This window comes from Enterobacter sp. PP-008-ECC_S150 (genome assembly GCF_045257065.1).
In the GTDB taxonomy this organism is placed as follows: Bacteria; Pseudomonadota; Gammaproteobacteria; order Enterobacterales; family Enterobacteriaceae; genus Enterobacter; species Enterobacter chengduensis.
The window spans coordinates 209,036-230,927 of the sequence record NZ_JBJHHG010000002.1 but is presented as its reverse complement, the minus strand read 5'-3'; the positions used below and the strand labels follow the sequence as shown (position 1 = coordinate 230,927).

General features: G+C 56.7%; 17 protein-coding genes and 2 pseudogenes. 5 read left to right on the top strand and 14 right to left on the bottom strand.

What is annotated here, in order from left to right; all coding sequences use genetic code 11:
- Window positions 1–3 precede the first annotated feature (3 nt).
- From ACJBF3_RS03690 to ACJBF3_RS03670, 5 genes and pseudogenes are all read right to left on the bottom strand, one after another.
- Entirely contained in the window at window positions 4–1,032 is a 1,029-nt protein-coding gene (locus tag ACJBF3_RS03690) for a methionine synthase (protein ID WP_045328988.1), read from the bottom strand.
- Window positions 1,033–1,055: 23 nt separating this feature from the next.
- Window positions 1,056–2,030 (bottom strand): DUF1852 domain-containing protein, encoded by a 975-nt coding sequence (locus tag ACJBF3_RS03685; RefSeq protein WP_045328987.1) that lies wholly within the window; start codon window positions 2,028–2,030, stop codon window positions 1,056–1,058.
- Between the two features lie 181 nt (window positions 2,031–2,211).
- Window positions 2,212–2,313 (bottom strand): annotated as a pseudogene (locus ACJBF3_RS03680) (type VI secretion system tube protein Hcp); the annotation flags it as partial.
- Between the two features lie 27 nt (window positions 2,314–2,340).
- Window positions 2,341–2,556: pseudogene (locus ACJBF3_RS03675) on the bottom strand (DUF4926 domain-containing protein); the annotation flags it as partial.
- A gap of 10 nt (window positions 2,557–2,566) precedes the next feature.
- Entirely contained in the window at window positions 2,567–3,682 is a 1,116-nt protein-coding gene (locus ACJBF3_RS03670) for a DUF6883 domain-containing protein (RefSeq protein ID WP_045355338.1), read from the bottom strand.
- Between the two features lie 311 nt (window positions 3,683–3,993).
- Between ACJBF3_RS03670 and ACJBF3_RS03665 the strand changes: the two genes are divergently transcribed.
- A complete protein-coding gene (locus tag ACJBF3_RS03665) occupies window positions 3,994–4,533 on the top strand; it encodes a DUF2058 domain-containing protein (RefSeq protein WP_045330134.1) in 540 nt (179 codons plus the stop codon).
- Window positions 4,534–4,540: 7 nt separating this feature from the next.
- On the opposite strand, the gene ACJBF3_RS03660 is transcribed toward ACJBF3_RS03665, so the two are convergent.
- Entirely contained in the window at window positions 4,541–5,227 is a 687-nt protein-coding gene (locus tag ACJBF3_RS03660) for an RluA family pseudouridine synthase (RefSeq protein ID WP_045330136.1), read from the bottom strand.
- Window positions 5,228–5,316: 89 nt separating this feature from the next.
- Window positions 5,317–5,922, bottom strand: a complete 606-nt coding sequence (gene azoR, locus ACJBF3_RS03655; RefSeq protein WP_045330139.1) for an FMN-dependent NADH-azoreductase — start codon at window positions 5,920–5,922, stop codon at window positions 5,317–5,319.
- A 205-nt stretch (window positions 5,923–6,127) separates the two neighbouring features.
- Here azoR and hrpA point away from each other — a divergent pair, with 205 nt between their 5' ends.
- A complete protein-coding gene (hrpA, locus tag ACJBF3_RS03650; protein WP_045330141.1) occupies window positions 6,128–10,030 on the top strand; it encodes an ATP-dependent RNA helicase HrpA in 3,903 nt (1,300 codons plus the stop codon).
- 84 nt (window positions 10,031–10,114) lie between these two features.
- On the opposite strand, the gene ACJBF3_RS03645 is transcribed toward hrpA, so the two are convergent.
- The 4 genes from ACJBF3_RS03645 to ACJBF3_RS03630 all read right to left on the bottom strand — a co-directional run bounded on the left by ACJBF3_RS03645 (window position 10,115) and on the right by ACJBF3_RS03630 (window position 15,007).
- Complete coding sequence (locus ACJBF3_RS03645) at window positions 10,115–10,774, bottom strand: O-methyltransferase (RefSeq protein WP_045330144.1); 660 nt, start codon at window positions 10,772–10,774, stop codon at window positions 10,115–10,117.
- Between the two features lie 99 nt (window positions 10,775–10,873).
- Window positions 10,874–12,253, bottom strand: a complete 1,380-nt coding sequence (locus tag ACJBF3_RS03640; RefSeq protein ID WP_045330147.1) for an efflux transporter outer membrane subunit — start codon at window positions 12,251–12,253, stop codon at window positions 10,874–10,876.
- Entirely contained in the window at window positions 12,253–13,332 is a 1,080-nt protein-coding gene (locus ACJBF3_RS03635) for an HlyD family secretion protein (protein ID WP_047723587.1), read from the bottom strand. Before ACJBF3_RS03635 ends, ACJBF3_RS03640 begins: the two co-directional genes overlap by 1 nt.
- A 22-nt stretch (window positions 13,333–13,354) precedes the next feature.
- Window positions 13,355–15,007, bottom strand: coding sequence for an MFS transporter (locus ACJBF3_RS03630; protein ID WP_045330155.1), 1,653 nt, complete (start codon window positions 15,005–15,007; stop codon window positions 13,355–13,357).
- 203 nt (window positions 15,008–15,210) lie between these two features.
- Between ACJBF3_RS03630 and ACJBF3_RS03625 the strand changes: the two genes are divergently transcribed.
- The gene (locus ACJBF3_RS03625; protein WP_045330158.1) at window positions 15,211–16,005 is read left to right on the top strand and encodes a YdcF family protein; all 795 of its coding nucleotides are present in this window, start codon (window positions 15,211–15,213) and stop codon (window positions 16,003–16,005) included.
- A gap of 54 nt (window positions 16,006–16,059) precedes the next feature.
- Here the strand turns inward: ACJBF3_RS03625 and gap are convergent, their stop codons facing one another.
- Entirely contained in the window at window positions 16,060–17,061 is a 1,002-nt protein-coding gene (gene gap, locus ACJBF3_RS03620) for a type I glyceraldehyde-3-phosphate dehydrogenase (protein WP_045330161.1), read from the bottom strand.
- A 189-nt stretch (window positions 17,062–17,250) separates the two neighbouring features.
- On the opposite strand from gap, the gene cybB reads away from it, so the two are divergent.
- Complete coding sequence (gene cybB / locus ACJBF3_RS03615) at window positions 17,251–17,781, top strand: cytochrome b561 (protein ID WP_045330164.1); 531 nt, start codon at window positions 17,251–17,253, stop codon at window positions 17,779–17,781.
- A gap of 89 nt (window positions 17,782–17,870) precedes the next feature.
- Here the strand turns inward: cybB and ACJBF3_RS03610 are convergent, their stop codons facing one another.
- Together ACJBF3_RS03610 and ACJBF3_RS03605 are read right to left on the bottom strand one after the other, a co-directional pair.
- A complete protein-coding gene (locus ACJBF3_RS03610; RefSeq protein ID WP_045330165.1) occupies window positions 17,871–18,938 on the bottom strand; it encodes an oxidoreductase in 1,068 nt (355 codons plus the stop codon).
- A 13-nt stretch (window positions 18,939–18,951) separates the two neighbouring features.
- A complete protein-coding gene (locus ACJBF3_RS03605) occupies window positions 18,952–19,695 on the bottom strand; it encodes a DeoR/GlpR family DNA-binding transcription regulator (RefSeq protein WP_045330168.1) in 744 nt (247 codons plus the stop codon).
- Between the two features lie 739 nt (window positions 19,696–20,434).
- Here ACJBF3_RS03605 and ACJBF3_RS03600 point away from each other — a divergent pair.
- Window positions 20,435–21,772, top strand: a complete 1,338-nt coding sequence (locus tag ACJBF3_RS03600) for a TolC family outer membrane protein (protein WP_045330169.1) — start codon at window positions 20,435–20,437, stop codon at window positions 21,770–21,772.
- Window positions 21,773–21,892: the final 120 nt, after the last annotated feature.

The window sequence follows — 21,892 nt, the reverse complement described above, 5'->3', positions numbered from 1 at the left end:
GCGTTAGCGGGTAAGCTCTTTGCGGATAATCTCTGCCCCGGCGCTCAGCGCCTTCAGCTTGCCGTTCGCAACCTGACGAGAAAGCGGCGCCATGCCGCAGTTGGTTGACGGGTAAAGTTTGTCCGCATCCACAAACTGCAGCGCTTTTCGCAGCGTATCGGCCACTTCCTCCGGGGTTTCTACGGTGTTGGTTGCCACATCAATCGCGCCGACCATCACTTTTTTACCGCGGATCAGCTCCAGCAGATCCATCGGCACGCGGGAGTTGTGGCACTCCAGGGAGATGATGTCGATGTTAGAGGTTTGCAGCTTAGGGAAGGCCTCTTCATACTGGCGCCATTCTGAACCGAGCGTTTTTTTCCAGTCGGTATTGGCCTTGATGCCGTAGCCGTAGCAGATGTGTACGGCGGTTTCGCACTTCAGCCCTTCAATGGCGCGTTCCAGCGCGGCGATGCCCCAGTCGTTAACCTCGTCAAAAAAGACGTTAAACGCCGGTTCGTCAAACTGGATAATATCGACGCCTGCGGCCTCTAGTTCACGCGCTTCCTGATTGAGAATTTTGGCGAACTCCCAGGCCAGCTTTTCGCGGCTTTTATAGTGCGCGTCATACAGGGTGTCGATCATGGTCATCGGCCCCGGCAGAGCCCACTTGATCGGCTTGTCCGTGAGCTGACGCAGGTATTTTGCATCGTCGACGAAGACCGGTTTCTGGCGCGCGACGGCGGAGACCACGGTCGGTACGCTGGCGTCATAGCGGTTACGAATGCGCACCGTCTGACGGTTCTCAAAATCCACGCCGCTCAGGTGTTCAATAAAGGTGGTCACAAAGTGCTGGCGGGTCTGCTCGCCGTCGCTGACGATATCGATTCCCGCGCGGATCTGCTCGTCCAGGGACAGGCGCAGGGCATCCTGTTTACCCGCCAGCAGTTCCTGATCCTCTAATTTCCACGGGGACCACAGCGTTTCAGGTTGCGCAAGCCAGGTCGGCTTAGGCAGGCTGCCAGCCGTTGAAGTCGGGAGCAATGTTTTCATAATAAAAGACCTTTTTTGATGTATTAAAGCGTGTAGTTATCAGACCACTGCTCAAGAATGTGTTGGTAAGGCTTAATGAAGTACGCTTCGGTAAATCGACCCTGTTCAATTGCCAGCCGGCTTCGCTCTTCCCGGTCATACACAATTTTTGTTAAGGAGTGATCCTGCTGGTTTAAATCCGGGCGGTAGTACAGTCCCGCCGCCGAGTTGGCGTTGTAAATTTCCGGGCGATAGATTTTCTGGAACGTCTCCATCGTGCTGATGGTGGCAATCAGCTCCAGATCGCTATAATCGGTCAGCAAATCTCCGGTAAAGAAGAACGCGAACGGCGCTACGCTGTTTTCCGGCATGAAATAGCGCACCTTCAGGCCCATCTTCGCGAAGTACAGCTCCGTTAGCGACTCGCCATCAGGCTGATACTCAATGCCCAGCACAGGGTGCTGATTGCCGGTGCGGCGATAGGTATCCTTGCTGGAGACGCTCAGGCAGATCACCGGGCCTTTATTGAAGTTCTCTCTGTATTCCGGTGAATTGACAAAATGGCGGAAAATATTGCCGTGCAGTTCGCCAAACTTTTCCGGAACGCTGAACTGCGGCTGGTTCTTGTTGTGTTCCAGCAGCAGCACGCTGAAGTCATAGTCCCGCACGTAAGACGAGAAGTTATTCCCGACAATGCCGGGGATACGCTGGTTATTTTTTTTGTCGACGATGTACGTCTGCAATACCTCAATGGCCGGGAAGGGTTTTTCCGCGCCAATGGTTAAATCGACAGAGATGATCTCAAGATCAACCGCGTAGCGATCGGCGTTGGGGTTATCCCAGCTTGCTAAGGCGTTGAAGCGGTTGTTGATCATCACCAGCGTGTTGCGCAGGTTTTCCTGACGTTTTTCACCGCGCGCCAGGTTGGCAAAGTTGGTGGTGGTACGCGTATTTTCTGACGGGTTGTAATTCTCATCGAAGCAACTGCGCTTTAGGGTATATGTGAAAGTATTGCTCATTGTGGTTATGCATCCTAAGTTCATGTTGCCAAGAAGTTATCAATGCATAATTTATGCCTGAGCCCGCGGCGCAGGGGAAGTGACTTAATTTCAATGCAACATGAGGGAAGTTCATGAACAAGGAGACGCAGAGTGGAAACTTCAAATTGCTTCAGGCAGGGAAGTGAAAGAGTAAGGGGCATCAAGCCCCTGTAGGACGTTCGTTCCAGGCGTCGCTGTGCATTATGTTCCCGTCGACGATGCGCCAGGTGATTTTTTCGTACTGCAGGCTTACGCTTTCAACTACCCTTTATTCAGGGCGATCCAACCGTGTTTTGAGGGTGCCAGGAATGAAATCACTCTTTAGCTGAGCGGGTAGCAAAGCAGGCATTGCTATTGTTCTTCCTTCTTCGTCGCAAAATTCGACAAGATAGCCCAGCGTTGGGGTATCGAAAACCATAACAATCGTACCAATAGCCCCTTTCATCAGTCCTTCATCCGGTAAATCCTCGTTTAAAACCACAACGTCTAATTCGGCTCTTTTCATTTTTATTTTCTCATTTAACGAATAGGGTTGTCAGGCGAGGAACTAGCGCGTCAGTTTCATACATCCAGCCTGTACGCACGATCGCTGTTTCACCGTTGACGCCCAAAATGGGCATATCGACAGCCATTGTTTGACCGTAATTGTTGGCCTGCAACACTTTTGCTGGGAACGATAATACGCCTTCCTGAATTCTTGCGGCTAAAACATCCGCATTAGTTGGGGTGTATCCCAGCGCTGACGCAAACACTCGGGCTTTGTGTCCTCCAGTAGGATGTGTTGAGTCTAAAGCATAAGCCGCGAGTTTTTTCGGGTCGACAACCGCGTGTTCAGCATTCACTAGTGTGCCGCTCTGAGAGGTGAAACCTTTTACATATGGGCTCTCAAGTGCGGGTATTTTAATGTGACCCGATATTTCATCTATTTCGCTTAAAGGATTCAACCTGCCCATCGTTAATCCTGCCACAACGGAGGCGCTCGCAATGATTAACCCTTTTTTGTTCATGACTTGCTCATAACCTGATGGAGCATCTCCGCCAAGCTGCAGCGCGGTTTCATGAAACCCTTTAATATTGCCGTTATAAACACCACCAGCGGCGAGCAGACGACCAACAGCTTTACTGTTCAGCGTATTCTCCGACGATGCAGTTGTTGGCGCGTAATAATCATAATGCATCCTTTGAGTAGGAGCGGGCTTCCTGCCTTGCCGATCGGCAATAACGTGCCGATAGGCACTCAGGATTTCGTCCTTATACCATGCATGCCACGATGAGGAAGTAGGGGTAAAAATGAGTTCGCCGTTATTATCGATATAAAACGGGTTCCGGACGCTGCTCCAGCGTCTGGAGGCATCCACGCCAACAAGCCAACCAATTTGCAGCTCGCGTTCAACTTCATCATAAATGGGATCTGCGTAACTGCGATGCCTTCGTTCATAGGGTCTTTGATGTGGAGATATGCTGTATTTTCTTTTGGGAAGACCAAAAGAGAGGCTATGACCGTTTGCTTCATAAGACAGATCATAATGTTTACACGCCTCTTTCAGCGAACCTGCTGGAGTAAGAATGTATTGAAAATCTTCAGGGTTTAATTGCCGTGTTAAATCATGTGACCGGTAGAGTCGAAACATGCGCAATCCTTATGGTTAAGCATCATTGTTCCTTTTAAGGGCTTATTTTTTCTTCATTCTCTCAATAAGAAAAAACAGCCTACGCCAGAATCGATCACAATTATTCAATCCACATCATATTCAAGAACTGCTCATTTTTTTTAAGAAAATGACCTGATGATTTTTAATCACTCTTGCGGCTATACTATTAGTAAACGCTGAATAAAGAATAAACAAAGCTCAGGTGACAAAGCGCCATGTCTACTTCTCTGGCACACGCTCCGCAATTCCCGCTATAATCCCCAAAATTTACAACCGGTTTAGAAACGATCATGACAAAACTCACCTTACAAGAGCAGATGCTGAAAGCGGGCCTCGTCAGCAGCAAGAAAGCGGCGAAAGTGCAGCGTACGGCAAAGAAATCACGCGTGCAGGCGCGTGAGGCTCGGGAAGCGGTAGAAGAGAACAAGAAGGCGCAGATGGAGCGTGACAGGCTGCTGAGCGAGCAGCAGAAGCAGGCCGTGCTGGCGAAAGAGTTTAAGGCGCAGGTGAAGCAGCTGATTGAGATGAACCGCATCACCGTGGCGAGAGGCAACATCACCTTTAACTTCACCGACGGCAATCTGATTAAAAAAATCGACGTCGACAAGCAAACTCAGGCTCAGCTGATCAACGGCCGTCTGGCGATAGCGCGTCTGGTGCTGAATGCCAACGGCGACTGCGAATACGCGATCATTCCGGCGGTGGTGGCGGATAAAATTGCCCAGCGCGATGCCGACAGCATCGTGTTAAACAGCGCGCTCAGCCAGGAAGAGCAGGACGAAGACGATCCGTACGCGGACTTCAAAATCCCTGACGACTTGATGTGGTAAACCGCATTCAGAACGGGGCGGCGTGATGGGCATTCACCGGCTCGCCGCTTACGGGATGAATAAAATTCAACTTGCTGGCATGCAGCATCAGCCGGGACGCTCCCTCAGCTCCCGGCGCGTCAAGACCGCCATACAGATCGCAGCCCAGAATCGGGTGTCCCAGCTGCTGACAGTGAATGCGCAGCTGATGGGTTCGCCCGGTCTCCGGCGTCAGTTCCACCCGCGTTAACGGCAGCCCCGTCTCCTGATAAAACCGCTCCACCACCCGATAGCGAGAGCGGGCGGGTTTACCGTTGATGGCGCAGATCGACATCAGCGGGAACAGCGCCTGGTCTTTGGCAATGGGCGCGTCTATGACTCCCTCATCGTTTTCAAGATGCCCGCAAAGCAGGGCACTGTAACCTTTCTCCACGCTGCGCTGGCTGAACTGCTGACAAAGCGCCGCGTTGATGGCCTTATTGCGCGCCACCACCATCAGCCCGGATGTACCGAAATCGAGACGGTGCACCAGCGTGCAGCCCGGGAAGGTCTGGACCAGACGATAGTGGACGGAGTCGAGGTTTTGCGGATTTTTGCCCGAAAGGCTAAGCAGGCCGGAAGGCTTATCGATCAGCAGCAGATGTTCATCCTGCCAGAGGATCGCAATGTCGTCGTGACACGGTGGGGCAATAAAAGAATCAATAATCGCAGACATCAGGCCGCCCGGCTGGAGAGTGGGAGCGGATGATAGCGAAATGCGGAGAAAAGAAAAACCCTCCCACCGGGCGGTGAGAGGGGGAAATCTTACGCTGCAACCAGGCTGTCGATCGCGGCTTTCGCGTCGTTCTGCGCTTTGGTCGCCACTTCAGGACCGTAAGCGATGCCTTCCGCGAAGACGAAGTTCACGTCGGTGATGCCGATGAAGCCGAGGAACAGGCTCAGGTACGGCGCAACCAGGTCAGTTGGGGTATCTTTGTGGATACCGCCGCGGCTGGTCAGCACGATCGCACGCTTGCCTTTCACCAGACCTTCCGGGCCGTTCTCGGTGTAGCGGAAGGTTACGCCCGCGCGCGCCACCAGGTCGAAGTAGTTCTTCAGCTGGGTTGGGATGTTGAAGTTGTACATTGGGGCGTTAATCACGATAACGTCGTGCGCCTGCAGCTCAGCAATCAGTTCGTCGGACAGGGCCAGGGCTTCCTGCTGACGCGGGCTCAGCGGCGCATCGCTCGGACGCAGCGCGCCAACCAGTTCACCGTCCAGCACAGGAATTGGGTTCGCCGCCAGGTCACGCACGGTGATTTCGTCAGCGGAATGCTGTTCACGCCACTGCTCAACGAAATAATCAGACAGCTGACCAGACTGAGAGTACCCTGCCAGAATACTGGATTTCAAAACTAATACTTTGCTCATGGGTGATTCCTGTTTTTGCATTTGATTGAAGGGGGTTGCCCCGTTGCTTGTTGACACTCTATTCACAATCCTGCCACAGAGATAGCGCAATATATCGAAGCCTATGTTCGAATTTTTTGAATAAGGCGCGGAAAGCGTCAATGTGGTACTCTATAGCAATCATTAAAAAGAGATTTTACCCGGCAGAGCACTGCCCATTAACGCTATGACAGAACAACAAAAATTAACCTTCCCGATGCTCCTGCAACAGCTTGATGCCCTGACGCTGCGCGACAAACAGCGCTTTGCCCGTCGTCTGCACGGCGTGAAGAAGGTTAAAAATCCTGATGCACAACAGGCCATTTACCAGGAGATGGCGAAAGAGATTGAACAGGCGGCAGGTAAGGTTGTGCTGCGCGAAGCCGCGCGTCCGGCGATTACCTACCCGGAAAACCTGCCCGTTAGCCAGAAAAAGCAGGACATCCTTGAGGCCGTCCGCGACCACCAGGTGGTGATCGTCGCGGGGGAAACCGGTTCGGGGAAAACCACCCAGCTGCCGAAAATCTGCATGGAGCTGGGGCGCGGGGTGAAAGGCCTGATTGGCCACACCCAGCCGCGTCGTCTGGCAGCGCGCACCGTGGCGAACCGTATTGCCGAAGAGCTGCAAACGGAGCCGGGCGGCTGCATCGGTTACAAGGTGCGATTCAGCGACCACGTCAGCGATAACACCATGGTCAAGCTGATGACGGACGGTATCCTGCTGGCGGAAATCCAGCAGGACAGGCTGCTGATGCAGTATGACACCATCATCATCGACGAAGCGCACGAGCGCAGCCTGAACATCGACTTCCTGCTCGGCTACCTGAAAGAGCTGCTGCCGCGTCGTCCGGATCTGAAAGTCATCATCACCTCCGCGACCATCGATCCGGAGCGCTTCTCAAAGCATTTCAACAATGCGCCGATTATCGAAGTGTCAGGACGCACGTACCCGGTAGAAGTGCGCTATCGCCCGATTGTTGAGGAGGCGGACGATACCGAGCGCGACCAGCTGCAGGCCATTTTCGATGCCGTTGACGAGCTGGGCAACGAAAGCGCGGGCGACATCCTGATCTTCATGAGCGGCGAACGCGAAATCCGCGATACCGCCGACGCGCTCAGCAAGCGCGACCTGCGCCACACGGAGATCCTGCCGCTGTACGCCCGCCTGTCCAACAGCGAGCAAAACCGCGTCTTCCAGCCGCACGGCGGGCGGCGCATCGTGCTGGCGACCAACGTGGCGGAAACCTCGCTGACCGTGCCTGGGATCAAATACGTGATCGACCCGGGTACGGCGCGCATCAGCCGCTACAGCTACCGCACCAAGGTGCAGCGGCTGCCGATTGAGCCGGTCTCCCAGGCGTCGGCTAACCAACGTAAAGGCCGCTGCGGCCGCGTGTCGGAGGGGATCTGTATTCGTCTCTATTCCGAAGATGACTTCCTCTCGCGCCCTGAGTTTACCGACCCGGAGATTCTGCGCACCAACCTGGCGTCCGTTATCCTGCAGATGACCGCGCTGGGGCTGGGTGACATCGCTGCGTTCCCGTTCGTCGAGGCGCCGGACAAACGCAACATTCAGGACGGCGTCCGTCTGCTGGAAGAGCTCGGGGCGATTACTACCGACGAGCAGGCGACGGTCTACAAGCTGACGCCGCTGGGCCGCCAGCTCAGCCAGCTGCCGGTCGATCCGCGTCTGGCGCGCATGGTGCTGGAAGCGCAAAAGCACGGCTGCGTGCGCGAGGCGATGATCATTACCTCGGCGCTCTCCATTCAGGATCCGCGCGAGCGTCCGATGGACAAACAGCAGGCGTCAGATGAAAAACACCGTCGCTTCCACGACAAAGAGTCCGATTTCCTCGCCTTCGTGAACCTGTGGAACTACCTCGGCGAGCAGCAGAAGGCGCTCTCCTCGAACCAGTTCCGCCGCCAGTGCCGCGTGGATTTCCTCAACTACCTGCGCGTGCGCGAGTGGCAGGATATCTACACCCAGCTGCGCCAGGTGGTGAAAGAGCTGGGTATTCCGGTAAACAGTGAACCGGCGGAGTACCGCGAAGTGCATATCGCGCTGCTGACCGGCCTGCTGTCCCACATTGGGATGAAGGACGCCGAAAAGCAGGAGTATACCGGCGCGCGCAATGCCCGTTTCTCCATCTTCCCGGGTTCCGGCTTGTTCAAGAAGCCGCCAAAATGGACCATGGTCGCCGAACTGGTAGAAACCAGCCGCCTGTGGGGGCGCATTGCGGCGCGAATCGATCCGGAATGGGTGGAGCCGGTGGCGCAGCATCTGCTGAAACGGTCGTACAGTGAACCGCACTGGGAGCGCGCGCAGGGCGCGGTGATGGCGACCGAGAAGGTGACCGTTTACGGCCTGCCGGTGGTGGCCGCGCGTAAGGTCAACTACAGCCAGATCGATCCGGCGCTCAGCCGCGAGCTGTTTATCCGCCACGCGCTGGTGGAGGGCGACTGGCAGACGCGTCACGCCTTCTTCCGTGAAAACCTCAAGCTGCGCGCCGAGGTGGAAGAGCTGGAGCATAAGTCCCGCCGCCGCGACATTCTGGTGGACGATGAAGCGCTGTTCGAGTTTTACGACCAGCGCATCAGCCACGACGTGATTTCCGCCCGCCATTTCGACAGCTGGTGGAAGAAGGCCAGCAAAGAGACGCCGGACCTGCTCAACTTTGAAAAGAGCATGCTGATTAAAGAGGGGGCGGAGTCGGTCAGCAAGCTCGACTACCCGAACTTCTGGCATCAGGGCAACCTCAAGCTGCGTCTGACCTATCAGTTTGAACCGGGCGCAGACGCGGACGGCGTGACCGTCCACATTCCGCTGCCGCTGTTAAATCAGGTCGACGAGAGCGGGTTCGAGTGGCAAATCCCAGGCCTGCGCCGCGAGCTGGTGATTGCGCTGATTAAATCGCTGCCGAAGCCGGTGCGCCGTAACTTTGTGCCCGCGCCGAACTATGCGGAAGCCTTTTTAGGCCGCGTGACGCCGCTGGAGCTGCCACTGCTGGACGCGCTGGAGCGCGAGTTCCGCCGCATGACCGGCACCACCATTGACCGTGAGGACTGGAACTGGGATCAGGTGCCCGATCATCTGAAAATCAGCTTCCGCGTGGTGGACGATAAAAACAAAAAGCTGCTGGAAGGGCGCTCCCTGAGCGAGCTGAAAGAGGCGCTGAAGGGGAAGGTTCAGGAAACGCTTTCGGCAGTAGCGGATGACGGTATCGAACAGAGCGGGCTGCACATCTGGAGCTTTGGTCAGCTTCCGGAAAGCTACGAGCAGAAGCGCGGCAACTATAAGGTGAAAGCCTGGCCCGCGCTGGTGGACGAGCGCGACAGCGTGGCGATTAAGCTGTTTGATAACCCGCAGGAACAGCAGCAGATGATGTGGCGCGGGCTGCGTCGCCTGCTGCTGCTCAACATCCCGTCGCCGATCAAGTATCTGCACGAGAAGCTGCCAAACAAGGCCAAGCTGGGGCTGTACTTTAACCCGTACGGCAAGGTGCTGGATCTGATTGACGACTGCATCTCCTGCGGCGTGGACAAGCTGATCCACGAGGCGGGCGGCCCGGTGTGGACGGAAGAGGGCTTTGCCCAGCTTCATGAGAAGGTGCGCGCAGAGCTGAACGACACCGTTGTTGAGATTGCCAAACAGGTCGAGCAGATCCTGACCGCCGTGTTCAATATCAACAAGCGCCTGAAGGGGCGCGTGGATATGACCATGGCGCTGGGGCTGTCGGACGTGAAGGCGCAGATGGCGGGGCTGGTCTATCGCGGCTTCGTCACCGGCAACGGCTTTAAGCGCCTCGGCGATACGCTGCGCTATCTGCAGGCGATCGAAAAACGCCTGGAGAAAATGGCGGTCGATCCGCACCGCGACCGCGCGCAGATGCTGAAAGTGGAAAGCGTGCAGCAGGCGTGGCAGCAGTGGCTCAACAAGCTGCCGCCTGCCCGCCGCGACGATGAAGACGTTCAGGCGATCCGCTGGATGATCGAGGAGCTGCGCGTCAGCTTCTTTGCCCAGCAGCTCGGTACGCCGTATCCGATTTCGGATAAGCGTATCCTGCAGGCGATGGAGCAGATTTCCGGCTAAGGGCCTTGCCCGGTGGCGCTGCGCTTACCGGGCCTACGGGGCGAAATGTAGGCCGGGTAAGGCGAAGCCGCCACCCGGCTTTTTTCACCCGTTCACCATCGCCAGCGTAAATCCATCCCACCCCTTAACCCCCACCGTTTGCAGCGCGGTGGCGGTTAAGCGCGGGTTATCTCCAGTCATCTCGATAAAACGCCGCACGCCCTGCACGCGCGCGTCGTCGCTTTGCCCGTTAACCACTTCACCCTCGCGCACCACGTTATCGCCGATAATCACCGTGCCGGGGCGGGAATAGTGCAGCGCCCACTCCAGATAGCCGGGATTGTTGGGCTTATCGGCATCGATAAAGATCAGGTCGAACGGCGGAACGTCACCGAAATTTTCGAGCGATCTCAGCGCCGGGCCTTCAATCAATTCAATACGATCGCTGAGTCCTGCGAGATGAATATTCTGACGCGCAACGTCTGCATGTATCGCGTCAGCTTCGAGCGTAACCAGCTTGCCGTCCGGCGGCAGGGCACGCGCCATCCAGATTGAACTGTAGGCACCCAGCGTGCCGATCTCGAGAATGCGTCTTGCCTGCGCCATGCGCACGAACAGCGCCAGCAGCTGCCCCTGATTGGCCGCGACGTCGTGCTCGGGCAGCCCGGCGCGCTTGTTGTTTTCCAGGACCTGATCCAGTACGTCATCGTCAGGAATAAGCGAAGAGATCATGTAATTATCTACAGCAGACCACGGTTGTTGCATAGATTGATTCCTTGTGGGAATTGCCGGGTGGCGGCTGCGCCTTACCCGGCCTACGGGGCAAATGTAGGCCCGGCACGCCTGGCGCCACCGGGCAGGTCTTCAGGCACTGGTCCAGCCGCCGCCCAGCGCTTTATACAAATCAATCTGCGCCAGCAGCAGGTTATTTTTCACCTGCACGACGCTGGTCTGGACCGAGAACAGGGTGCGCTGCGCGTCCAGCACGTCCAGATAGGAAGAATAGCCGTTGCGATAGCGATTCTGAGCAATGCGCAGCGTCTCCTGGGCCACATCCTGCTGGGCAAGCAGCTCGGTCAGCTGTTCCTGGTAGCGCGAAATAGCGTCAAGGCTGTTGTTCACTTCGGCAAACGCGTTACGCACGATTTTTTCATAGGCGTACAGCGCCTGGTTACGCTGGGACTGGGAAATATCTACCTGCGCATTGAGCGCCTGGCGGTTCAGCAGCGGGGCGAGAATACTGCCCCCGACGCTCCAGAGCTGAAGCGGGTTGTCCAGCAGGCCGGACAGGGTACGATCCTGAATCGATCCGGTCGCGGTCAGGTTGATCGACGGCAGCAGGCTGGCGCGCGACGCGGCAAGCGTGGCATCCGCCGCCACCAGCTGTCGTTCGGCCTGAACAATATCCGGCCGACGGTTCAGGAGCGTAGAGGGCAGCTGCGACGGCAGCGCCAGCGGCGTCAGGGCCGCAAAGCTTTCGCTTCGCGCTACCGCACCGGGGTTGCTGCCCAGCAGCAGGCTCAGCGCATTCTCCTGCTGTGCAATCTGGTGCTGCAGCACCGGCACCTGCGCCCGCGTTGAGCGCAGTTCGGAATCCGACTGCATCAGCTCCAGGCGCGAGGTGTAGCCCGTTTCAAACTGACGCTTCGCGAGGTTAAACGCCTCTTCGCGCGACTTCAGCGTGGATTCGGTCACGCGCAGCTGTTCGTCAAGCGAGAGCAGGGTGACATAGCCGGAGGCAACGGAAGACGCGACGGTCAAATCCGCGGCGGCGGCGGCGGCTTTTTGCGCCGCCAGCGAGGCTTCGGCGGCATTGGCCGTGCTGCGGTTGACGCCCCAGATATCCACGTCATAGCTCGCCGTCAGGCTTCCTCTGTACAGCGTGCCGTAGACCGGCAGCCCGGTCGCGGCGGATTGCGAACGCGCGCGCGTCCCCGTGACGCCCGCGTCGAGCGAGGGAAACAGGCTGCCGTCGGCCGCAAAGACCCGCGCCTGATACTCGTTAATGCGTTCCCGGGCGATCAGCACGTCGCTGTTATGCCGTAGCGCCTGGTCCACATAGAGGTTGAGATGATTGTCGTGGAAGTTCCGCCACCAGAGCTGTTGCGTCGGGCTCGCTGGGCCAGCCTCAGCACGCCACTGGGTGGGGATGTGCAGCGTTGGCTGCGCCGGTTTGACGTCGACGGACTGGCATCCGGCAAGCATCGCCGCCGCCACCAGCGCGGCTATCGGACGAAGGATCATTACTTCGCCTCCCGCGTATCAATGGTCACCTGCACCGACATGCCCGGACGCAGCAGCGCCGAATCTTCTGGCTTGCCGAGCACCTCGATGCGAACCGGAATACGCTGGGCGATTTTGACAAAGTTGCCGGTGGCGTTGTCCGGCGTGATGGCGCTGAACTCCACGCCGGTTGCGGGAGAGATGCTCTCCACGCGGCCCTGATAGGCCCTGTCGTTCAGGGCATCGACGGTGAATTTGACCGGCTGACCGACGCGCAGCTCCGCGAGCTGGGTCTCTTTAATATTGGCGATGACCCAGTGCTGAGGGGGCACAAGGGTGGTGAGATGGGTTCCGGCGGTCACAAAGGCCCCGAGGCGTACGGCGATCTGGCCGAGCTGACCGTCACGCGGCGCCACAATGCGGGTGTTTTGCAGGTCAATCTGCGCCAGCTCCAGCGCCGCCTTGGCGTTTTCAACGTCCGCCTCCAGCGCGCCGCGATTGACGATTACCGTCTGCAGATCCTGACGCGACATCTCAAGCGCGGCTTTCGCCTGGTCGATATCGGCGCTGCCCTGGGCGGCGCTGGCCAGCGCCGCGTCGCGCTCGCGAATGGAGAGCGAGCCGTCTGACGTCAGCTCTTTCACCCGCTTTAAATCCGCCTGGGTTTTCAGGCTCTGGGCGCGGGCGTTTTTCAGCGCGGCGTCATTTTTGGCGATCGTCGCTTCGGCGCTTTTGCGCTGCTGCAGGTTGTTATTGAGCGCGGCAACCTTCATCGCCAGCTGCGCCTCGGCCTGATGCACCCGCTGGCGATAGATACGGTCATCAATCTGCAGCAGCAGGTCGCCTTTTTTGACCTGCACAAAGTCCTGAACATGCACCTCGGTGATATAGCCGTTTACCTGCGGGCTGATAAACGTCGTCTGACCGCGCACGTAGGCGTTGTCGGTAAACTGCGCGTGGCGGGTGAACGGCGGCAGCTGCCACGCATAAAGGATCACCAGCACGCCGACAAGACCGATAGCCGCGGCGGTGAAAACGGAAACAATGCGCACATTTTTGCGGGTGTTGGCCTGCTCTTTGGCGGCATCCTGCTGACTCATAAACTCTCCAGAACTCTTTCAATTATTTGTTGCCGGTGGCGTTCTTCAGCGCCATACGGGCAGTGATGCGCAGGCGCAGCAAGCGCCATAAAATCCAGACCAGCGTGGCGGCAGCGATGCTCGCCGTCAGCAGATAAGTATCGTTGTAGGCCAGAATATTCGCCTCCAGCGCGGTTACCGTTTGCAGCTGCGTTATCGCCTGCGTGCCCAGCAGCGAGCTGTCGCCAATCAGGCTTTTATACATCTGGGTATAAAGCTGAATGCGCTCGTTGACCAGCGGGTTGAGCGTGGTGAGCTGGTCCGCCAGCAGGCTGGAATGGTACTTTTCGCGCCAGGTCTGGAAGGTGCCGAGGATCGCGGAGCCCAGCAGGCCGCCGAGGTTCTGGCTCATGCCAAACATCACCGAGAAGCTGACCAGGTTGCGCGGGTCGGCGATCACTCCACCAATCGCGGCCAGCATGGCGGGTGCCAGGAAGAAGGCGCTGCCAAAGCCCAGCAGGAACTGGCTTACCATCAGCTGGTCCGGGCGGGTCAGGTTATTGGACTGGCTGTCCAGCAGCGAGGCAACAATCATCAGCGCCAGGGAGGTAATAATCGGCCACGCCAGCTTCGTGGGCTTGATGGTCAGACAGCTGGTGACGATCCCGCAGACGATCCCGGCAAAAATAGACCACGCCAGGTGGGTCATCTGCTCGTTCTGTAACCCCACGTACTGCAGCCAGCCGATGACGCCGGTGTTTTGCTCTGCCAGCACGATACGGATCAGCAGCATGATCAGTCCCAGACGGACGATGCTGCCGCTCGACAGCCAGCGGGTGTTCAGCAGCGGGTTGGCGCGGTTATGCTCAAAGACGATGGCCGCCACGATCAGCACCAGCGAGAGCGCCAGCGACCAGCCGATCCACGGTGCCTCGAACCACCAGTCAAGGCGGCCTAACGAGAGCACGGCGCAGAGCAGGGCCATTCCGGGCGCCATTAAAAAGAAGGTGATAAAGTCTTTTTTCTCGAAGACCTTGCGCCGGTCGCCCGGCGGCAGTTTCAAGACTATCACGCAGGCCAGGGAGATTAGCGCCAGCCCCAGCTCGAAGAAATAGAGCCCGCGCCACTCGTCCAGCTGCAGCAGCTCGGTCGAAAACAGGCGGGCCAGCGGGATGGCGAGCGACGAGCCGGTGATCCCGATGGTGAGCGCCTTCAGGCGGTGCTTCGCAGGCCAGGCCTGGATCTGATAGTAAATCCCTAATGAGCTGAGCGCGGCGGCCACCATTCCGTGCGCGGCGCGGACCATCAGCGCCGAACTGAGATCGTTCACAAACAGGTGGAAGAAGGTCACCAGCACGTACAGCACCAGAAAACCTTCGGTGAAGGCGCGCAGACCGTACTGCTGGCGGAACTTGACCAGCAGTAGGTTGATGGAGATGTTGGTCATGACATAGACCGCAGGCAGCCAGGCGATTTCGGTCGACCAGGCTCCGAAGGTCCCCTGCAGGTTTTGCAGGTTAGCGGTGACCACCGCGTTTCCCAGCGCCCCCGTCAGGCACACCAGCAGGCCAACCACGCCGTAGGCAATGCGTTTTGGCGTACTGTGCTCGGGCGTGGAGGGCGAACCCAGCAGGGCGGGTTTCTCATGTGGCTGCCACTCGCGAGGAGCATATGGGTCGCGTTCGGGCAGGCGCATAACGTCGTTTACCTTAGAAATGATTGAATAATTAGCGGGCTAGCGATTCTACGTCTGCCGCAAATGATAATTCAAGTGAATATGATTTACGCATGTTAATCAAATGGTGAAGGTAAATTTAAGGAAAAAGAGCGGCCGAACGTTGCCGTTGTGTTGAGAAACTGAAGCCGCTACCCTGAAGGGATACAGAGAAGGAGTTCTTTATGGAGCAGACCCATTTCCCCATCCTGCCGGATGCCACGCTGGCGGCCATCAATACTATTGGTGAATGGCTGGCGCAGGACGATCTCAGTGGCAGTTGCCAGCATCCGGACATCGATGCGGTCATCCTGGCAGGAAACGCCGCGATCCCGACCATTGACGCGGCGTTCCGTATTGCAGCAGAAAAGCAGGTACCGCTGCTGATTAGCGGCGGCATTGGACATTCGACCGCGTTTTTATATGAAGCAATCCGCACGCACTCGCGTTATCACACCGTACCGGTTACAGGGCGGGCGGAAGCGAGCATTCTTGCCGACATTGCGCGGGCGTTCTGGCAGATCCCGGAGGCGCGTCTGTGGGTTGAGGATCGCTCCACCAACTGCGGTGAAAACGCGCGCTTTAGCTGGAACATGCTGAAACAGCGCCATCGAGCGACCGGGCGGATGCTGGTGGTGCAGGATCCGACGATGCAGCGCCGCACGATGGCGACGTTTGCCCGCGTTTGTCGGGATGAATCCGAGTCACCGCAGTGGATAAGCTTCCCGGGGTTTACGCCACTACTGCAAAACGGCAAAAATAGCGTGGTATTCAGCGAGAGTAACGCAGGGCTGTGGCCCGTTGAGCGTTACCTTTCGCTGGTGATGGGGGAGCTGCCGCGCCTGTATGATGATGAGAACGGCTATGGCCCGGCCGGGCGGGATTTTATCGCGCACGTCGAATTCCCCGAGGCCATCACCGCCGCATGGAAACTGCTGCAGCAGGATCCGGTCCTGAAGGTGGCGCGAAAACTCAGCTGAGCACGGAACAATCCCCTCGCCCCTTCGGGGAGAGGGTTAGGGTGAGGGGGAAAATCACAGCGCCGCAAACTTATCCAGCGTCCGCACCAGCTGCGTCACAAACCCATATTCGTTGTCATACCACGCTACGGCCTTCACCAGCTGCAGCTCTCCCGCTTCTGACACCTCCGTCTGCGTGGCGTCAAACACCGAACCATAGTGCGAGCCAATCACGTCGGACGACACGATTTCCTCATCGGTGTACCCGAACGATTTATTACCCTGAGTGGCCTTTTTCAGCGCGGCGTTGATCTCCTCAACGGTGACCTTCTTGCCCAGAATGGCCACCAGCTCGGTTACCGAACCCGTTTTAACCGGCACGCGCTGCGCGTGGCCTTTCAGCTTGCCGCTGAGCGCAGGGATCACCAGACCGATGGCTTTGGCTGCACCAGTGGTGTGCGGAATAATATTCTCTGCCGCCGCCCGTGAGGCGCGAAGGTCTTTCCCGCGCGGGCCATCCACCAGCGCCTGGGTACCGGTATAGGCGTGAATGGTGGTCATAGTGCCTACTTTTATTTCAAACGCATCGTTCAGGGCTTTCGCCAGCGGGGCAAGGCAGTTGGTCGTACAGGAAGCGACGGAAATAATGGTATCACTGGCGTCAAGGGTATCGTCATTCACGCTGTAGACGATGGTTTTCATGTCGCCCGCAGGCGCCGAGATCAGCACTTTCTTCGCGCCGGCGTCCAGGTGCGCCCGTGATTTCTCTTCAGAGGTATAAAAGCCGGTGCACTCCACGACGATATCTACGCCCGCCGTTTTCCAGGGAATGTGCTTCGCCTCTTTTTCGGCGTAGACCGCAATGGTTTTACCGTCAACGATCAGCGCATCCTCGGTGAAATCCACGCTCCACGGGAAGCCGCCGTAGTTGGAATCATGCCTGAGCAGGTAGGCCAGCACTTTCGGGGAGGTGAGGTCGTTGATGGCAACGACGGTATTGCTGTCCTGGGTTTCAAGAAGGCGACGAAGTACAAGGCGCCCAATGCGTCCAAAGCCGTTAATGCCAATTTTACTCATGGTGTTCTCCTGTAAACGTGTCGGTGCGACAGTTTGAACTCATCCAGGCTTAGACCATCACGAGCAGGGCGGCAATTGAAGATGCTTCATGCGTGGCGAAGTATTTGAAAAACCATACAGAAAAATTAATGAATTTTTAAGGAAATGGGATTATGTTGGCGCGATGACTGTTATTCATCGGAAAATCACATGCGCACTAAATATACAAGCCTGCAAATCGGCATCCACTGGCTGGTGTTTCTGTTAATCATCGTCGCCTACTGCGCCATGGAGTTCAAAGGTTTCTTCCCGCGCACCGCGCGTCCCTTGATCAATATGATTCACGTCTCCTGCGGCATCAGTATCCTGGTGCTGATGGTCACGCGTCTGCTGGTTCGCCTGAAATTCCGCGCGCCGCCGATTCAACCGAAGCCAAAAGCGATGGTGACGGGCATGTCCCATCTGGGGCATCTGGTGGTGTATCTGCTGTTTATTGCGCTGCCGCTGATCGGCATTGTGATGATGTATAACCGGGGCAGCGACTGGTTTGCGTTTGGCATGGCGATGCCGCATGCGGCGGAGTCCAATTTTGACCTGGTGGATCAAATGAAAGCGTGGCACGAGACGCTGGCGAACCTGGGCTATTTTGTGATTGGCCTGCACGCGGCGGCGGCGTTGATGCATCACTATTTCTGGAAAGATAATACCCTTCTGCGCATGATGCCGAAAAAGCGTTCGTAGTCTTGAACGTTTGTCGGGTGGCGCTGCGCTTACCCGACCTACATTTACATCGTAGGCCGGGTAAGGCGTAGCCGCCACCCGGCTTGTTTTTAACCCAGCAGAGCTCGCTCTTCGTCCGTTAACGCCAGCGCCTGGGTTGACCCCGTCTCCGCGGACTTCACCGCAGCTTCCAGCACGGCCATCACCGCTAACGCCTCGACCGGGTGGACAGGATTGCTGATTTTCCCGCGTAACGCATCCCGCACGCTGATGTAATACTGGCGCTGATCGCCTTTCGGCGTCGGGATCGTCTGCGCTGCGCCGTCTGCGCCAAAGAACACCATGCTGTCGCTGTCTTCGCCCCAGGCTTCACTGCCGGGAATCACCCCTGAAAGCAGCTGCGTTTCCTGCTGGTCGATTCTGGCTTTCACCACGCTGCCTTTATCCCCGTGCACGGCAAAGCGCGCCGTACCGCCAGCCACCAGCATGCTGGCGTGCAGAATAACCTTGTGCTCCGGGTAGTTTAAGACCACGTGCGCCCAGTCGTTGATTTCTGCGCCGTCGCGCAGCGTCGCGATATTTCCCTGAACCGACTGCGGCAGGCCAAAGAGCTGGAGCGTCTGGTCAATCAGGTGTGGCCCCAGGTCAAACCACAGGCCGCTCCCGGGGACGTTCTGCTCGCGCCAGCGCACGCGCACTTCCGGGCGGAAGCGGTCAATATGCGACTCCAGGTGTTTAACCTTGCCGAGCGTGCCTTGCTCAATAACCTGCTTAATGCCGAGGAAATCGCTGTCCCAGCGGCGGTTGTGGAAAACGGAAAGCAGAAGCTGCTTTTCATCCGCCAGAGCAATCAGATCGCGGGCTTCCTGCATGTCGAGGGTAAAAGGCTTATCCACGACCACGTGTTTACCCGCCTTCAGGGCCAGCGTCGCCAGCGGGGCGTGCGTGGCGTTGGGGGAGGCGATTACGACCAGGTCGACATCCGGATGCTGAATGGCCTCCTCCGGCGTCGCCACCACCTGCACGTCCGGCAGATCGCGTTTCACCTTCTCTTCATCACGCGAAGAGACAACCGCCAGCGTCATCCCGTCCACGGACTGGATTAACGGAGCATGGAAGGTTTTACCAACAAATCCATACCCGATCAGCGCAATGTTGATTGTTTGAACGTTACTCATGACCTTCTCCACGTTAATTCGCGCACACCGTAACCTGCAGTGCGCCAGGGTCCCCAAGCTCAGGCCAGGGACGATCTAAAAAGAGCTGTTGAATGTTGGATAACCCGGAAACCAGATAGGGCTCGCAGCGGTTGACTTTCAGGTGGTCGGCAACAATCCAGTGCGCATGGCTTGCGTCAAGCATCGCGCGTTTAACCTCGGCGTCCGCTTCTTTACCGGCGCTCAGGCCGAGTTCGGCATGGATGGCGCAGGCACCAAGAATGGCGATATCTGCCCGATAGCGGGACAGCAGGGACAGCGTGGCGCTGCCGGCAAACAGCCGCTGCTGGTGGTCCCATTTTCCGCCGAGCAGGATCAGCTCGATGTCTTCCCGGTCGCTAAAATGCTGGGCGATATCCAGCGAGGGGGTAATGACGGTGAGCGGCCCCTGAAGAAAGGTGGCGACGGCCATCACCGTGCTTCCGGCATCCAGAAACAGGGTGGAGCCCGGCGGAACCTGCTGCGCGACCCGTTTACCCAGGCGCTGTTTGGTCTGCGGCAGGAGCGTATTGCGGCCCTGACGGTTCATGGCGGAAAGATTGAGCGCGATGGCGCCGCCGTGGTTCTTCTGCGCAAGGCCCTGGTTCTCAAGGTCGGTTAGATCCCGACGAATGGTATCTGCTGAAACCTGCAGCTTTTCGGCCAGTTCGCTGATGCTGGCCTGACCCTGCTCGCTAAGGAGATCGAGGATAAAGCGTTGCCGAGCGGTTTTGTGCATGGGGGGGTATTCCTGCAAAATGTCGCAATAGTTTGCATAATACAGCATTTTGACGCAGAGAGAAGGGAAACGTCCCTGGGAGGCTCGGCAGGGGAGAGATGGTTCACCTGAGTGATTATTAAAATTTTATTGATAAGGTATGAGGAACCCGTTCTGAATGTTAACGATGATGTTATTGTTATGTTTTATTTAACGGTTTGGTTTATGTCACCAGGGTATTGCTATTGCATGGAGGTAAAAACTATATTTTTGGAGTGAGACAGAATTTTATCTCTTTAATTAGTTTTTTAAGCGTTTTTAATTTTAAATATCTTCCTTTGGTTACGTAAACTGACAGTTCTTTGAAAATCTTTGTGTCTGAACCTCTCTGAAATTAACGCAAAAATGTGCAGGGGGCCAATTAAGAATTCTCCTTAGATAACAGGCAGTTTATATGTTTCATCTGAAAGGTCATTTTAAGACTTTTGTCCAGAAACCCCATATTTTTTCTTGCTTGTAACACCACATTAACATTGTGGGTGTAGTGGGCTATACCACATTTTGTTATGCTGCCAACCACTTTAAGAAATAAGTAAATTCTTAATTGAAATAAGACGCGGACAGATCTCATCTCCAATGGAAATGGGTATGGGGAGTATTACCTGAAATTCAGCAAGGATGCGAAATAAGATATTTGTCTAATTATCTATACCTCTTTTTGGGTAATTGCTTCAGTGTCACTCAGAGTCAGGGAGATAACATGACGATATTACGAAAAACGACGTTATGCCGATTTACAGCAGTGATGGCATTCCTTTCATTAGCCATAAATTCGGCGTACGCCAATAGCCATCAGGTGGGTATTGCCCCGGTGGCAACAACGACCTTAAAAGAAAGTATTCTTTTTGCTATCGATCGCGATCCGTCAATTAGTCAGCAGGCCGCGCAGCTGGGTATTGGCCAGGCGCAAATAGACGAAGCGCGCAGCGGCTGGATGCCGCAAATATCCTTGAACGGGAGCACGGGGCACAGTCAGACCACCGATTCCAGCGGGTCGCTGAAGAATTCAGCCGCCTGGGGACTGAGCCTGACGCAGCTGTTGTACGATTTTGGCAAGACCAATAACAGCATCAGCCAGTCCTCCGCAAGGCGTGATAGCTACCGCTACCAGCTGATGGGCACGCTTTCGGATGTGGCGGAAAAAACGGCGCTGAGCTATGTCGAGGTCAAACGCTATTCCGATCTGCTGCAGGCGGCAAAAGAGAACGTTCAGGCGCTCAAAAACGTCGAGCAGTTGGCAAAGCTGCGCGCAGACGCGGGCGTGAGCTCCACCTCTGATGAGCTCCAGACCCGCACCCGTATTGCCGGCATGCAGGCGACGGTCGCGCAGTATAACGCTGCCTTAAACAGCGCGCGCGCCAGGCTTGCGGTATTGACCGGGATGCAGGCCGAGGCTTATTCGCCCGTGCCCGCGAATCTTGCCGTGGAGCCGGACTCGCTCAACCGCATAGATTATTCCCTGATCCCGGCGGTGATGGCCGCGCAGAACATGGAGCGTTCGGCCCAGTATGGCGTGGAAACGGCGAAGTCTCAGCACTGGCCGACGTTAAGCCTGAAAGGGGGGCGCACCCGATATGAATCGGACAACCGTTCATACTGGGACGACCAAATCCAGCTCAATATTGACGCACCGCTTTATCAGGGCGGCGCGGTCTCCGCACGCGTGCAGCAGGCGGAAGGGGCACGGGCGATGGCCTCCTCGCAGGTCGATCAGGCGCGCTTCGACGTTCTGCAAAAAGCCTCCGTCGCCCAGGCGGACTGGACCGGCGCGCGGGGAAGAATGGAGGCCGGGAAGCAGCAGCTGGAAAATGCGCTGCGCGCCCGCGATGTTTATAAAAATGAATACACCCTGAGCAAGCGGAGCATAAACGATCTGCTCAGCGTTGAGCAGGATGTCTGGCAGGCCACGTCAGCGAAAATAATCGCCGAGTATGATGGCTGGAGTTCGGCAATTAATTATGCCTCCGCGGTTGATAATTTAATGCCGCTTATTGGAATAGAGAAAAACGCTGCCGCAAAATTACCCGATCTGAGTTAACGATAGACGCGCACAGTCGCAAAAAATAAGTCTGACAATAATGGGTGTTTTTTCCCAGGGATAGCTGCATCCGTCTGGTGGTCATATCCACAGGAATACGTACACCTGCAAGGAGAACAA